9 protein-coding genes and 1 pseudogene are annotated in these 13,947 nt (G+C 68.7%); 4 read left to right on the forward strand and 6 right to left on the reverse strand.

Translation table 11 applies throughout. From position 1 onward, the window contains the following. Nucleotides 1–34: 34 nt before the first annotated feature. A complete protein-coding gene (locus tag LGN17_RS23405) occupies nt 35–394 on the forward strand; it encodes a c-type cytochrome (RefSeq protein ID WP_027786804.1) in 360 nt (119 codons plus the stop codon). A 99-nt stretch (nt 395–493) separates the two neighbouring features. On the opposite strand, the gene LGN17_RS23410 is transcribed toward LGN17_RS23405, so the two are convergent. Further along, complete coding sequence (locus LGN17_RS23410; protein WP_226198807.1) at nt 494–928, reverse strand: DUF1841 family protein; 435 nt, start codon at nt 926–928, stop codon at nt 494–496. Between the two features lie 52 nt (nt 929–980). Here LGN17_RS23410 and LGN17_RS23415 point away from each other — a divergent pair. Further along, nucleotides 981–1,415: pseudogene (locus LGN17_RS23415) on the forward strand (EamA family transporter); the annotation flags it as partial. A 188-nt stretch (nt 1,416–1,603) separates the two neighbouring features. Here the strand turns inward: LGN17_RS23415 and nth are convergent. Both nth and rsxB read right to left on the reverse strand, forming a co-directional pair. Then, nucleotides 1,604–2,248, reverse strand: a complete 645-nt coding sequence (gene nth / locus LGN17_RS23420; RefSeq protein WP_042976184.1) for an endonuclease III — start codon at nt 2,246–2,248, stop codon at nt 1,604–1,606. Further along, nucleotides 2,245–3,237, reverse strand: a complete 993-nt coding sequence (rsxB, locus tag LGN17_RS23425) for an electron transport complex subunit RsxB (protein WP_226198808.1) — start codon at nt 3,235–3,237, stop codon at nt 2,245–2,247. The genes nth and rsxB overlap by 4 nt, the downstream gene beginning before the upstream one ends. A 156-nt stretch (nt 3,238–3,393) precedes the next feature. Here rsxB and LGN17_RS23430 point away from each other — a divergent pair, with 156 nt between their 5' ends. Beyond that, the gene (locus LGN17_RS23430; protein ID WP_039370405.1) at nt 3,394–4,026 is read left to right on the forward strand and encodes a TetR family transcriptional regulator; all 633 of its coding nucleotides are present in this window, start codon (nt 3,394–3,396) and stop codon (nt 4,024–4,026) included. Between the two features lie 70 nt (nt 4,027–4,096). Here LGN17_RS23430 and LGN17_RS23435 read toward each other — a convergent pair whose 3' ends face one another. Beyond that, nucleotides 4,097–5,581 carry a polyhydroxyalkanoate depolymerase gene (locus LGN17_RS23435; protein WP_226198809.1) on the reverse strand — a complete coding sequence of 495 codons (1,485 nt, stop codon included), beginning with the start codon at nt 5,579–5,581 and terminating at the stop codon, nt 4,097–4,099. Nucleotides 5,582–5,793: 212 nt separating this feature from the next. Further along, nucleotides 5,794–7,623 carry a glycoside hydrolase family 15 protein gene (locus LGN17_RS23440; RefSeq protein ID WP_226198810.1) on the reverse strand — a complete coding sequence of 610 codons (1,830 nt, stop codon included), beginning with the start codon at nt 7,621–7,623 and terminating at the stop codon, nt 5,794–5,796. Nucleotides 7,624–7,789: 166 nt separating this feature from the next. On the opposite strand from LGN17_RS23440, the gene LGN17_RS23445 reads away from it, so the two are divergent. Then, nucleotides 7,790–9,034, forward strand: a complete 1,245-nt coding sequence (locus LGN17_RS23445; protein ID WP_226198811.1) for a lactonase family protein — start codon at nt 7,790–7,792, stop codon at nt 9,032–9,034. 95 nt (nt 9,035–9,129) lie between these two features. Here the strand turns inward: LGN17_RS23445 and LGN17_RS36765 are convergent, their stop codons facing one another. Then, nucleotides 9,130–13,785, reverse strand: a complete 4,656-nt coding sequence (locus LGN17_RS36765; RefSeq protein WP_226198812.1) for a DNA translocase FtsK — start codon at nt 13,783–13,785, stop codon at nt 9,130–9,132. Nucleotides 13,786–13,947 lie beyond the last annotated feature (162 nt).

Here is a 13,947-nt window from a genome sequence, read left to right on the forward strand (position 1 = left end):
CGCCGCCGATCTCTCCGGCGGGACAGGAGCATTCATGAACAACGCATTCAAGACGGCGGCGGTTGCACTGGCGGCCGGCCTCGCGATCGGTACCGCGCACGCGGCGGACATCACGAAGGGCAAGGAACTGGTCGAATCGCACAACTGCGCCGCCTGCCACGGCGCGCAGATGAACAAGCCGATCAACGCCGAATATCCGCGCCTCGCCGGCCAGCATGCCGACTACCTCGTGTGGGCGATGCGCCAGTACCAGATGGGCCTGACGAATCCGCTGCTCGGTCGCAACAACGCGATCATGCAGGCACAGGTGCAGAGCCTGTCGGTCAGCGACATGAAGGACATCGCGGCCTACATCGAGTCGCTGAAAGAAACCGATCTGGTGTTCAAGAAGTAAGCGCGACAGGCCCGACGGGCCCGCGCAGCAAAAATACCCTGCCGAGGCGGGGTATTTTTTTGTCCGCGCTCCGGCGCCCGTGGGCTGGAGCCGCGGCGCTCAGTCGCGCGACGCGCGGCGCAGGATGCGCTGCAGGTACGCGTCGGTATCGGGCGGCGTGCCGGTGCGCTGGGCTTCCCAGATCGTCTCGCCGAGACATTCCATGATCACGTGCTGCGCGTCGTGGGTCGAGTCGAGCTTGGCCGCGAGCTTGTCGTGCGCGGCACGGATGCCGGGCGGCTGGTCGATCGACAACTGCTCGCTGATCGCGAGATGCATCGACAGGTGCAGGAACGGGTTCGTGCGGCCTTCCTCGGGCGTGTACTCGCGCGCGGTGGCGCCATCGGCGTCGGCGAGTGCGTCGTGGTATTCGGGGTGCTCGACGATCCAGTCGGCTGCCATCGCTTCCAGCGGCGTCAGGATCTCGCCCGCGCGCTGCTTGCGCCAGGTCTCGGTGAAAAAGCGACGCACTTCGTCGCGACTTGGATTGAACATGGTGGGGAAACGTCGTGATTCGAACGGCGTGATGCCGCGTCGCGCATTGTACGCCGGGTCGGCGGACGGCGCTGGCCGTGGGCGGGAGCGGATCGCGCTCGCGCTGGCCGCCGCGGTGATCTATTCGCTGTACGTCGTCGGCGGCACGAAGGCGACGCGCGGCGTCGATCGGCTCGCGACCACCGCGATCATCTGCCTGTCGGCGACCGCGACGCTCGTGGCGATCGCCGTCGTGCGGACCACCGCGTCCGGCGCGCCGCCGCGCTGGCCCGCGACGGCGGGCGGCTGGGCGGCGATGCTCGCGCTCGTGTCGACGGTCGCGGCGATGCGCGCATGCTTTGCCGGACTCGAACGGCGCGGGGCTGCACGCACGTCGATGCTGTCGACGCTCGAACCGGTCGCGACGGTCGCGCTTGCGGCGCTGCTGTTCGGTGAAGCGCTGTCGCCGCTGCAGTGGGCGGGCGGCGTCGCGATTCCGGCAGCCGTGCGGGCGGTGCGGCGGCAGACGATGCGACGGTGACGTCCAACGCGTAGTTTGAAAGGGGACGCGGGATCGATGGTGCGGGTGGCGACGCGTTGTCGCGGCTGCGGCTTGCCGGCCGAACAACGACCGACGCGGCGTGCGTCCGACCGCATGGCGCCGGACGGCTGCGGCACGTCAGCCGCGGTTGCGCGTCACTCGTTCGGCGGTGGCGTCTTTGGCCTGAATTCGCACAGCGGCTCGATCGCGCAGTGCCAGCATTCGGGCTTGCGGGCCTTGCACACGTAGCGCCCGTGCAGGATCAGCCAGTGATGCGCATCCTGCAGGAATTCCTTAGGCGTGAACTTCTCGAGCGCGGCCTCGACGGCGCGCACGTCCTTGCCCGGCGCGAGCCCGGTGCGGTTCGCGACGCGAAAGATATGCGTGTCGACCGCGATGGTCGGCTGGCCGAACGCGGTGTTCAGCACGACGTTCGCGGTCTTGCGGCCGACGCCAGGCAGCCCTTCGAGCGCTTCGCGATCGGCCGGCACCTCGCCGTCGTAGCGGTCCAGCAGGATCCGGCACGTCGCGACCACGTTCTTCGCCTTGGTCCGGTACAGGCCGATCGTCTTGATGTACTCGGTGACGCCTTCTTCGCCGAGTGCGACGATTTGTCGCGGTGTGTTCGCGACCGGAAACATCTTCCGCATCGCCTTGTTGACCGATACGTCAGTCGCCTGTGCGGACAGCATCACGGCGATCAGCAGCTCGAACGGCGTCGAGTATTCGAGCTCGGTGGTCGGATGCGGATTGAGGCTCTGCAGCGTTTCGTAGATCGCGCGTCGTTTGCTGGCGTTCATGGAGCGTTCTGGTCGGGCGGTGCGGACGGCCCGCCTGGGCCGTCGTTGCCTGCGTCGTTCTCTTCGTCGGTGCCGCTCGCGGCTGCCGCTTCGGCGTCGCGCTGGGCCTGTTGTTCGGCGAGCCGTTTGCGGCGTGCCTCGGCCGCGTCGATCTGCGCCTGGACGGCCGCACTCACGCTTTCGGTGTTCTTCGGCCCGGCGCCTTGCCCGGACAGCTCTTCCTTCTTCTTGCGCGCCCGTTCGAGCGCGGCGGCGATGATCGCGCGCTTCTTCGCTTCGGCGTCGTCCGCAGCCGGGGCGGCGGATTGCGCTTCCGCTGGTGCCGCCGCCGGCTTCGCGGCACTGGCCGCACGGCGTGCGGCCGCGCGCGCTTCGGCGGCCTCGCGTTCGCGGCGCTGGCGCGCGAGCCGCAGATCGTGGCGTTCGCGCGCGGCATCGGCCTGTTCCTGCGACCACGCGTCCCAGCCGGTGCGTTCGCCGGTCACCGGCAGCATCGCGATGCAGTCGACCGGGCAGGGCGGCACGCACAGGTCGCAGCCCGTGCACAGCGATTCGATGATCGTGTGCATCTGCTTCGGCGCGCCGACGATCGCGTCGACCGGGCACGCCTGCATGCACAGCGTGCAGCCGATGCACAGGCTTTCGTCGATGAAGGCGACCGCGCGCGGATGCTCGCTGCCGTTGACGGGGTTCAGCGGAATCACCGGTTTGCCGAGCAGGCTCGACAGGCGCACGATGCCTTCGGCGCCGCCGGGCGGGCACTGGTTGTAGTTCGCGTCGCCGGCGGCGATCGCCTCGGCGTACGGGCGGCAGCCGTTATAGCCGCACTTCGTGCATTGCGTCTGGGGAAGCAGATCTTCGATGCGATCTGCGAGTGTTTTGGAATCGGTCACGGTGACAACGGGCGCAGCGGCGCCGAATGGCTCTCGGCCACGTCGGGCGCGGCCGGAAAGGTTTGCCAAAGCTCGATTATCGCCGATTTCCCGCATTGCGCTGGACGCCGTCTGTGCGCATAATCGAACCGCTTTTTTGCAGGGGCTCAGCAGGAGGGCGGCCGCCCGCGGCGCGCCAGTTCCACGGCGGCCGGCGCCGAGGCGGTGGGGGTGCCGGTCCGGATCACGCGGCTCACATAGCAAAACGCCACCATGAATCAGCCAAAAATCAAAAGAGATCCTGAAGGTACGCGGCGCCGCATCCTGATGGCGGCAGCCGAAGAGTTCGCGAGTGGAGGGCTGTTCGGCGCACGCGTCGACCAGATCGCGCGCCGTGCCGAAACCAACGAGCGCATGCTCTATTACTACTTCGGCAGCAAGGAGCAGTTGTTCACGGCCGTGCTCGAACACGCGTTCTCCGCGCTGACCGAGGCCGAGCGCGAGCTCGATCTCGACGGCGTCGCGCCGGTCGAAGCCGTCACGCGGCTTGCGCATTTCGTTTGGGACTACTACCGCGACCATCCGGAACTGCTCAGGCTCATCAACAACGAGAACCTGCACGAAGCGCGCTACCTGCACAAGTCGACGCGGATCCGCGAGATGATGTCGCCGATCGTCGCGAAGCTCGGCAACGTGCTGACGCGCGGCCAGAAGGCCGGGCTGTTCCGCACCGACGTCGATCCGCTGCGCTTCTACGTGACGCTGTCGGGGCTCGGCTACTACATCGTGTCGAACCGCTTCACGCTCGCCGCGACGCTCGGCCGCGATTTCACCGATGCCGACGAGCGGGCCGAGATGGTCCGGATGAACACCGAAGTGCTGCTCGCGTATCTGCTGCGGCGCTGATGCGCCGCCAGATGTGAAAACGCCGCCGTGCGCAGGCAACGGCGGCGTTTTTTCGTCGGAACGCGGTGCGTCAGGCGGCCTTGCGCGGGCGCACGGCCTTTGCGCGTGGGCTGCCGGCGGAAGCGCGTTTCGTGGCCGGTGCTGCCGATGCGGCCTTGGCGGGGGCGGCGGCTTTCGCCGGCGCCTTCGCGCGCGTGCGCTTCACCGTGGCAGCGCGCGTCGTTTCGGCCGGCGCGTTGCTGGCCGGCACGGCCACGAGCGTCTTGGCCGCCGGTGCTGCCGGGACATCCTTCGTCGCGCCGTGCTTCGGCTCCGGTGCATGCTCGCGGATGAAGTCGCGCAGTTGCGGATAGATGATCGTGCGCCAGCGGCGGCCCGAGAAAATCCCGTAGTGACCGCACTTCTCGGCGGTCAGGCTGCGGCGCTGGTCCTGCGGGATACCCGTGCACAGCTCGTGCGCGACGTGCGTCTGGCCGCTGCCGGAGATGTCGTCGAGTTCGCCCTCGATCGTCATCAGCGCGGTGTGCTTGATGTCCTGCGGACGCACGCGCTCGCCTTCGACATCCCACGTGCCTTCCGCCAGGCGGAATTCCTGGAACACGATGCGGATCGTCTCGAGGTAATACTCGGCGGCCATGTCGAGCACCGCGTTGTACTCGTCGTAGAAGCGGCGGTGCGCTTCGGCGTCATCCTCGTCGCCGCGCAGCAGGCTCTGGTAGAAATCCCAGTGCGATTGCGCGTGCCGCTCCGGGTTCATCGCGACGAAGCCCGTGTGCTGAAGGAAGCCCGGATAGACCTGGCGGCCTTCGCCCGGATAGTTGGCGGGCACCGTGTGGATCACGTTGTTCTCGAACCACGCGGTCGAATGCTGCGTGGCGAGCGAATTCACCGACGTCGGGCTGCGGCGTGCGTCGATCGGGCCGCCCATCATCGTCATCGTGAGCGGCGTGTCCTCGCCGCGGCTCGCCATCAGCGAGATCGCCGCGAGCACCGGCACCGTCGGCTGGCACACCGAGATCACGTGCAGGTTGCGCGCGCCGATGTGACGGATGAACTCCTGGATGTACGCGATGTAGTCGTGCAGGTGGAACGGGCCGGTTTCGACCGGCACCATCCGCGCGTCGATCCAGTCGGTGATGTAGACCTTGTGATCCTGCAGCAGCGTGCGCACCGTATCGCGCAGCAGCGTCGAATGGTGGCCCGACAGCGGCGCGCAGACCAGCACGACCGGCTCGTCCTTCAGTTGCGTGACGGCGTCGGCGTCGTCCGAATAGCGCTTGAAACGCAGCAGCCGGCAGAACGGCTTCTCGACGATCGTCTGCTCGACGATCGGAATGTTGTGGCCGTCCTTGACGATCTGATGAATGTTGAATTCGGGCTTCTCGTAATCCTTGCCGAGCCGGTACATCAGTTCGTACGCGGCGGCCATCCGCGTCGCGCCGGGCATCAGCGAGAACGGGCTGGACGGATTGGCGAACGACTTGGACGCGGCCTGGGCCCAGGCCGTGAGCGGGCTCAGCATCGCCCGCTGGAATTCGTGCAATTGGTAAAGCATGCAGGCTACTCCCGCGTGGGGGACGGTGCGCAAGGGCGGCGTGGGGCGTCGCGGCGTGCCGTGTGGGTCAGCGCCCGGCCATGGTGCACTGCAGCCGGACAATCGCGTCGATCATATCGGACAACGATGGGTGGTGCAATGCAACATTTCCCCGATTTTTCATCAAAGTTTTGCGATTTGACGTTCTCTGACCAAGTCGCTCGCGCCCCCGTTCAGCGCCCCGTCGCGACCGCCGGCGCGGGCTGGCCGGCTGCGCGCGCCATCGCGTCCTCGTGGTGCATCAGGTTCATCGCGGTATGCACGAGCGCCACATGGGAAAACGCCTGCGGGAAGTTGCCGACGAGCCGTCCGGCGACCGGGTCGTACTCCTCCGCGAGCAGCCCGAGGTCGTTCGACAGCGCGAGCAGCCGGCTGAACAGGCGGTGCGCGTCGTCGATCCGGCCGAGCAGCGCATAGTTGTCGACCAGCCAGAAGCTGCACGCGAGAAACGTGCCTTCGCCGGGCGGCAGGCCGTCGTCGTAGTCGGTCGTGCGGTAGCGCATCACGAGCCCGTCGTGCAGCAATTCCCGCTCGATCGCTTCGACCGTGCCGACGATGCGCGGATCTTCCGGCGGCAGGAAGCCGAGCAGCGGCATCAGCAGCACGCTCGCGTCGAGCTCGTCGCTGCCGTAGCTCTGCGCAAACGCCTGTTTGCTTTCGTGCCACGCGTTGTTGCACACGTCGGCATGGATCTCGTCGCGCAGCGCGCGCCAGCGGTCGAGCGAGCCGGGCAGCCGGAACATCTCCGCCGACTTGATCGCGCGGTCGAACGCGACCCACGCCATCACCTTCGAGAACGTGAAATGACGGCGGCCGCCGCGCGTTTCCCAGATGCCTTCGTCGGGTTCCTGCCAGATTTTCTCGAGATGGTCGAGTAGCGCGCACTGCACGGACCAGACCGTGTCGTCGGCCTGCAGGCCGCCCACCCGTGCGAGGTGCAGCGCGGCCATCACCTCGCCGAACACGTCGAGCTGCAACTGGTTCGCGGCGCCGTTGCCGATGCGTACCGGCTTCGAGTCCTGGTAGCCGGGCAGCCAGTCGAGCTCCATTTCCGGCAGCCGGCGCTCGCCGGCGATCCCGTACATGATCTGGATCTGCTCGGGCGAGCCGGCCATCACCCGGCCCAGCCACGTGCGCCACGCGCGCGCCTCGTCGTAGTAGCCGCCGCGCATCAGCGCGAGCAGCGTGATCGTCGCGTCGCGCAGCCAGCAGTAGCGGTAGTCCCAGTTGCGGTTGCCGCCGATTTTCTCGGGCAGCGACGTGGTCGGCGCCGCGACGATGCCGCCGGTCGGCTCGTACGCGAGCGCCTTCAGCGTGATCAGCGAGCGGCGCACCGCGGCGGCGTAGCGGCCCTGCACCTGGCAGCGGCCCGACCATTCGAGCCAGTAGTTCTCGGTGCGCGCGAGCATCGACAGCGGATCGCGCGCGGGCGGCAGCCGCAGGTGCGATGCCGCATAGCTCAGCGAGAACGGCACGCGCTCGTCCGCGTTCACCGTGAATTCCGCGAGCGTATGGAGGTTTTTGCCGGCGAGCGGCACCGGCGTACGCAGCACGACGGTGTCGGGGCCCGCGATCGCCTTCATGCCGTCCTCGCGGGTTAGCTGCGTGACCCACGGGACCGAGAAGCCGTAGTCGAAGCGCAACACCAGCTCCATGCGCATCTTCATCGTGCCGTGGCGGCCGACGACGATCCGCACCAGTTCGGACCAGCCGTTGCCGGGCGGCATGAAGTCGATCACGGTGACGGCACCGTCGGCGCTTTCGTAGTCGGTTTCGAGAATCAGCGTGTCGCCGCGATAGCGGCGCGTCGTGTGCGTGATCGCGGCGTCGGCGGCCGGCGCGAGCAGCCAGCGGCCGTGCTCGGGCGTGCCGAGAAGCGCCGCGAAGCAGGCGCCCGAATCGAAGCGGGGCCAGCACAGCCAGTCGACGGAGCCGTCTTTGGCGATCAGCGCGGCGGTGTGGCCGTCGCCGACGAGGGCGTAGTCTTCGATCAGGGCAGGCATGGGCAGGCGATCCTTGGGTATTCGAGTTCACAATGCGGGCGGCGGTGGCCAAGGCTTCACGCGCTGGCGCCGCGCCCCGTATACTCGGCCGGGCGGCGGAGCGCATGAACGGCCGGCGTTTCGTCCTATCTCAACACTTGAAGCGACTCGATGCAAGGAGGATTCAATGCCCAACCGTTTACGCGAGCGTGACGCACGCGCTTCGACACGAGGGTTCCCGCTTAGGCTCGCTCACTGGATGAAAGGTTTCGCGATCGTGCTCTCCCTTTCCGCGACCCACGCATTTGCGCAGCAATCGCCCGCCCCGGCTGACGGCGTCTACAACCTGCTCGTCGGCACCTATACGGGTGGCGGCAGCGACGGCATCTATGTTTACCGCTTCGATACGAAAACCGGCAGCGTCGCGCCCGTGTCGTCGGCGAAGACCGTGAATCCGTCGTACCTGTTGCCGAGCCGCGACGGTCGCACCGTCTACGCGGTCAACGAACTGCCCGGCGACGACGGCCCGGCGACGCAGCGCGGCGGCGTCAGCGCATTCCGCTTCGACGCGAAGACGGGCGCGCTGAGCTTCATCGACCGCGTGTCGTCGGAAGGGAACGATCCTTGCTATCTCGCGCTGTCGCCGGACGGCAAATACCTCGTGACGGCCAACTACTCGGTCGCGAAGGATCCGGGCGGCAGCTTCGCGGTGTTTCCGCTGCGCGACGACGGCGCGGTCGGTCAGGCCGTGCTGACGGTGCACCATGAAGGCACGGGGCCCGTGAAGGGCCGCCAGGACGGCGCGCACGTGCATTCGACGGTGTTTTCGCCGGACGGCCGTTACCTGTTCGTGCAGGATCTCGGCACGGACAAGATCTACGGCTACCGCTACACGGTGGACGGCAGCCGCGGGCTGATCAGCCCGACCGACACGCGCTACACGCCGGTGAAGGCGGGCTCGGGCCCGCGTCACATGGTGTTCGGCGCTGATGGCCGGTACGCGTACGTGACGAGCGAGCTCAATGCGTCGGTCGAGGTGTTCGGCTACCACGACGGCAAGCTGACGCCGGTCGAGACCGTGTCGATGACCGCGCCGGGCTTCAAGGGCAAGGTCGGCGGCGGTGCGATCCACCTGTCGCCGGATGGCCGCTTCCTGTACGTGAGCAACCGCGGCGATGCGAACGACCTCGTGATCTACGCGGTGAACCAGGCGGACGGCCGGTTGAAGCTGGTCGGCCGCCAGTCGAGCCTCGGCAAGACGCCGCGCGAGTTCCTGATCGATCCGACCGGCAAGTGGCTGATCGTTGGCAACCAGGACAGCGATACGTTCTACGTGTTCAGCCGCAATGTCGAAACGGGGCAGCTCGGCCCGAATCCGCAGAAGGTGGCGGTCGGCAAGCCGGTCGACTTCAAGCTGGTGCCGGTGCAGTAAAGGAAAAGGGCGCTGCCGATGCAGCGCCCTTTCTTGGGGCGGCCGGTTTCCCGGTGCGCCCGTATCGGTTGCCGGTGGACGACCGGCCGCCGCGCTCAGTCGGCCGCTGCCGGCACGAGCACCTCGCGGCTGCCGTTGATGCCCATCGCCGACACGAGCCCGGCCGTCTCCATCTGCTCGACGAGGCGCGCCGCGCGGTTGTAGCCGATGCGCAACTGCCGCTGTACCGACGAGATCGACGCGCGCCGCGTGCGCACGACGAACGCGACGGCTTCGTCGTACAGCGGATCGGCTTCCGCTTCCGGCGCATCGCCGAACAGGTCCTGCGTCGCGCCGTCGGCAGCCGGGCCGTCGAGGATCCCTTCCTCGTACTGCGGTTCGCCGAACTGCTTCAGGTATTCGACGATCCGGTGCACTTCCTCGTCGGCGACGAACGCGCCGTGCACGCGCTGCGGATAACCGGTGCCCGGCGGCAGGAACAGCATGTCGCCCATCCCGAGCAGCGACTCGGCACCCATCTGGTCGAGAATCGTGCGCGAGTCGATCTTCGACGACACCTGGAACGCGACGCGCGTCGGGATGTTCGCCTTGATCAGGCCCGTGATCACGTCGACGGACGGACGCTGCGTCGCGAGAATCAGGTGGATGCCGGCCGCACGCGCCTTCTGCGCGAGGCGCGCGATCAGTTCCTCGATCTTTTTGCCTGCGACCATCATCAGGTCGGCCAGCTCATCGATCACGACGACGATCAGCGGCAGCGTCGACAGCGGCTCCGGATCCTCGGGCGTCAGCGAGAACGGATTGCCGATCTTCTTTTCCTTCGCTTCGGCGTCGCGGATCTTCTGGTTGAAGCCCGCGAGGTTGCGCACGCCGACGGCCGACATCAGCCGGTAGCGTTTCTCCATCTCGCCGACGCACCAGTTCAGCGCGTTCGCCGCGAGCTTCATGTCGGTGACGACCGGCGCGAGCAGGTGCGGGATGCCTTCGTAGACCGACAGCTCCAGCATCTTCGGGTCGATCATGATGAGCCGCACGTCTTCCGGCGTCGCCTTGTACAGCAGCGACAGGATCATCGCGTTGATCGCGACCGACTTGCCCGAGCCCGTCGTGCCGGCGACGAGCATGTGCGGCGCCTTCGCGAGATCGGTGACGACCGGGTGGCCGGTGATGTCCTTGCCCATCGCGATCGTCAGCTGCGAGGCCGAGTGCTGGTACTGGCGCGACTCGAGAATTTCCGACAGGCGGATCATCTGGCGCTTCGCGTTCGGCAGTTCGAGGCCCATGCAGGTCTTGCCGGGAATCGTCTCGACGACGCGGATCGACGTGAGGCCGAGGCCGCGCGACAGGTCCTTCATCAACCCGACGATCTGGCTGCCGCGCACGCCGAGCGCGGGTTCGATCTCGAAGCGCGTGATCACGGGGCCGGCCGAAGCGCCGACGACCGTCACCGGCACCTTGAATTCCTGCAGCCGCTGTTCGATCACCTGCGCCGTTTGCGCGAGGTGTTCCTCGGTGATCATTTCGACGTCGTCGGACGCGGGCTCGAGCAGGTCGAGCGTCGGCAGTTCGACGTTGAACGACGCGGGCGCGTGGAATTCGAACGCGTTCGGGCGCGGTGGGCGCGCGGGGGTGTCGGCGGGCGGCGGCGATGCGGCTTCGATCGGCACGGCCGGTGCGGTCGCCGCCGCGGTCGCCGCTTCGGCCGGGTGGCCGACGGGCATCGCCGGTACGGGCGCGACCGCCGCCGGTGCGGACAGGCTCGCGCCGGGGATCGTTGCCGGGGGTTGCGGCACCGCGGCCAATGGGGCTGCCGGTGCTGCGGAGACATTCGACGCGGACCAGCTTGCCGGCGACGAGGCCGAGGCGGGCGGGGTTGCAAACGTCGTGGCTGCGATTGCCGCAGGTGCGGAAGCGATCGACGGAGCCAGCGTCGCGGTGGTCATGCCGAAGGACGTCAGCGAGCCGGCCGGAGCGGTGGGCGAATTGGCGATCGGTTGCGCTGGCGTCGCTGCCGCCGTGGCGATCGATGCGATCGGGGCGGAGGTCGGTGCAGTTGTGTCGGAAGCGGCCGGTGGTACGGGCAGGCTTGCGGTCGGCTGCGGTGCGAATGCGCCGAATGTCGTACCCGTCGACGAGGTTGCCGGGTTGGCCTGAAGCGTCGGGGCGGGCGCGGACGGTGCAGTGATCAGGCCCGACGCGACATTGACGGGTGTCGTGGCAGCGATCGCCGGCATGGCGGGCGCAGGCACGGTCGAACCGGAAGTCGAAGCCGACGTGCCGGCCGTCGACGGCGTCACGGCGGGCGCGACGGACGACGCGGGCGTCGATGCGCGGAGGGGCGAACCGTCAGTCGTGCCCGCTACGCTGACCGGAGGCGCCGGCGCGATGGATACAGCGTTCGACGCCGAAGTGGCCGGCTGCGAAAGCGGAGCCGACGCAGTGCCGGTCACGCCGATCGGGGATGCCGGCGCGACGGATGCCGCGTTCGACTCGGCCGGTTGAGCAAGCGAACCGCGAGCCGTGCCGATCACACCGTCCGACAAAGCGGTGACGGCGACAGGCGCAATGTCCGATGCGGATGCAGACGCTTGCGCGGTCGAACCGTGGGCGGTGCCGACGAGCGGCGACGCAGTACTCGCCGACTGAGCTTGCGCGGCGGCAAACGGTTGAGCCGTAACCGGCGATTTCGGCAATTCCGAGGTGACGGGCGTATGCGTCGTGGCCGGTTGCGCCGTCGCAGGCGTCCACGTCCATGCCGCCGCCGGTGCGGCGCGTTGAGCGATTGCCGTCAGCGGCGCTGCAGGTTCCACCGTGTCCGACTTGGCTGCTTCCAGTGCGGCACTCGATGCCGACGGTGCCGACGCTGCCGCAAACGGCCGGGTTTCGGCACTTGTGCGCGATGTCGTTTCGGCGATCGGAGAGGCGGGAAGGGCCGCGAACGGCGCGACGTTCCCGGCGGGCTTCACGTCGGCGTGCGCGTCGGCGATGCCCTGCGGCATGCGGGCCGAGGCCGTGCGATCGATTGCAGCAGCCGGTCGCGCCGTGTCCTTGTCGTCAGTGTCGAACGATGCCGGCGGGTTGCTCGCGGCGATGTCGTGAGCCGCGTCGGTCGTCGGTTGCGCGGAGGCGGCGTTGGCCGGTTCCGATCCCGTCACAGCCGTCGACGGCGCGGCGACCGGGTGCCACGCGGACGCGTCGAACCCGGAAACCGGCTGGCTGGCGAGGTCTTCCCACGGCGCGAGGTCGACGGGCGCGTCGAACGCCGGCGCGGGCGTGATGCCCGATGCCGGTGCGGCAGCGGCATCGTCGGCGTGCCGGATTTCGTCATCGGCGTGATGCGAGAACGCGGCGGCGTCGATGACGGCATTCGACACCGCGTGCGGTGCGGCGGCGTCGAACGCCACGGCGCCTGCATCGTCAACCGGTGCATGGACAGCGGGTGCAGCCGGCACGAACGCGTCGAGCATGATCGGTGCGTTGTCGTCGTACGCGGGCGTCGCATCGTGTGCGAACGGAACACTGGCGTCATGCGCCGCGAGGCCGTGGGCCGCGGAGGCGAACCCGGTCGGCACGGTCGCTGCTGCCGCCGCTGCCGTGCCGGCTGCTGCCGCAGCCACACCGGCCACGGTTGCGGCTGCCGCCGCGCGCCCGGCACCGTCCGACTGCGCACCACCCAGCGTCGCCCATTGCGCGGTGCTGGCCTCGATCGAGCGCAGCGTGTCGTGCACGCTCGGCGCCGGCGTGATCGGTGCGGCGGGTTTTTCCGTCCACGCATATAGCGGTGGGCGCGCTGGCGTTTGCTGCACCGGGCGACGTCGTGCCGCATCCGACGGCAGGCCGGCCGAACCGGCTCCTGCGACGGGGCGTACCGGCGGGCGCTGCGGCTGCGTGGTGGCCGGCCGCGGCGTGACCGTGGTGCGCGGCGGGGTCGGCTTCAACGCGGCGGTGGCCGGTCGCGCGGCAGTCGGACGCGGGCGGACGGGTTGGAATCCGGCAGGAAGCGGGGCCGGATCGGGGCGCGGGACTTGTGAGTTTGCCGCTGCGCGCGCGAGGCTGGCGGTGCTGCCGGTCGTCGGCGGCGGCATCGCGCTGGCCGGGGGGATCGGCGCGGGCGGTGTCGGCATGCTGCGCTGGGGCGCGGCCGGCTTCAACCAGCCCGACGGCGCAACAGGTTCCACGTGCGGACGCGCAGGCGTGCTGCTGCGCAGCTTCGGGCGCGCCTGCGGGTCGGGTTTCCACAGCGTCGGGCGCGAATACCGGCCGTTCTGGCGCGGCGCCATCGAATTGACGGTATGTGCGGTGCTCGGCTGGACGACATCGTCGTCGCGATGCAACGCGCTGCGCGGCAGGTCGGCGATGCCGCGCGCTTCGTCGTCACCACTGTCGCGCGCCAGCTTGACGCCGAACGACGTATCGACCCACGCGGCGAACTGCCGCCAGCCGATGCCGGTCAGCCAGGGCAACCCGGCGAAGAACAGCACGACCATCGCGACCGGCGTGCCGATCGGGCCCAGCACGTGGGCGAAGCCTGCGGAGAACGCATGGCCGAGCGCGTTCGTGTCGGGGCCCGACAGTGGGCTCGTCAGCGTGCAGCTGGCCACGAACACGGCGGCGAAGCCGAGCCACAGGCGGATCGAGCCGCGGCCGGCGAGCCCGCCGCCGCCGGGCAGCATCGCCTGCACGAGACGCCAGAAGAGAAGGAGGAACCAGACGGCGGAGATGCCGAACCAGCCGAAGACAACCGTGTGCATGCTTTGAAACAGGAGTGGGGAGGGGCGCGCGAGGCGCGACCCGCCGAGTTTAACCGGCCGGCGAACAAGACTCTAACGCGGCGTGCATTCGATTCACGCCGTGCGACGCGTGTGCGCGGCACACGCGCGTGGCGCGCGGCGCGAAGGCGGTCGGTCGGCCTT

The sequence above is a fragment of the Burkholderia sp. AU30280 genome (assembly GCF_020420125.1).
GTDB lineage: Bacteria > Pseudomonadota > Gammaproteobacteria > Burkholderiales > Burkholderiaceae > Burkholderia.

Coding starts and splice junctions, on each gene's coding strand:
- LGN17_RS23405 (WP_027786804.1), top strand. CDS start 35: ATGAACAACGCATTCAAGACGGCGGCGGTTGCACTGGCGGCCGGCCTC.
- LGN17_RS23410 (WP_226198807.1), bottom strand. CDS start 928: ATGTTCAATCCAAGTCGCGACGAAGTGCGTCGCTTTTTCACCGAGACC.
- nth (WP_042976184.1), bottom strand. CDS start 2,248: ATGAACGCCAGCAAACGACGCGCGATCTACGAAACGCTGCAGAGCCTC.
- rsxB (WP_226198808.1), bottom strand. CDS start 3,237: ATGCGGGAAATCGGCGATAATCGAGCTTTGGCAAACCTTTCCGGCCGC.
- LGN17_RS23430 (WP_039370405.1), top strand. CDS start 3,394: ATGAATCAGCCAAAAATCAAAAGAGATCCTGAAGGTACGCGGCGCCGC.
- LGN17_RS23435 (WP_226198809.1), bottom strand. CDS start 5,581: ATGCTTTACCAATTGCACGAATTCCAGCGGGCGATGCTGAGCCCGCTC.
- LGN17_RS23440 (WP_226198810.1), bottom strand. CDS start 7,623: ATGCCTGCCCTGATCGAAGACTACGCCCTCGTCGGCGACGGCCACACC.
- LGN17_RS23445 (WP_226198811.1), top strand. CDS start 7,790: ATGCCCAACCGTTTACGCGAGCGTGACGCACGCGCTTCGACACGAGGG.
- LGN17_RS36765 (WP_226198812.1), bottom strand. CDS start 13,785: ATGCACACGGTTGTCTTCGGCTGGTTCGGCATCTCCGCCGTCTGGTTC.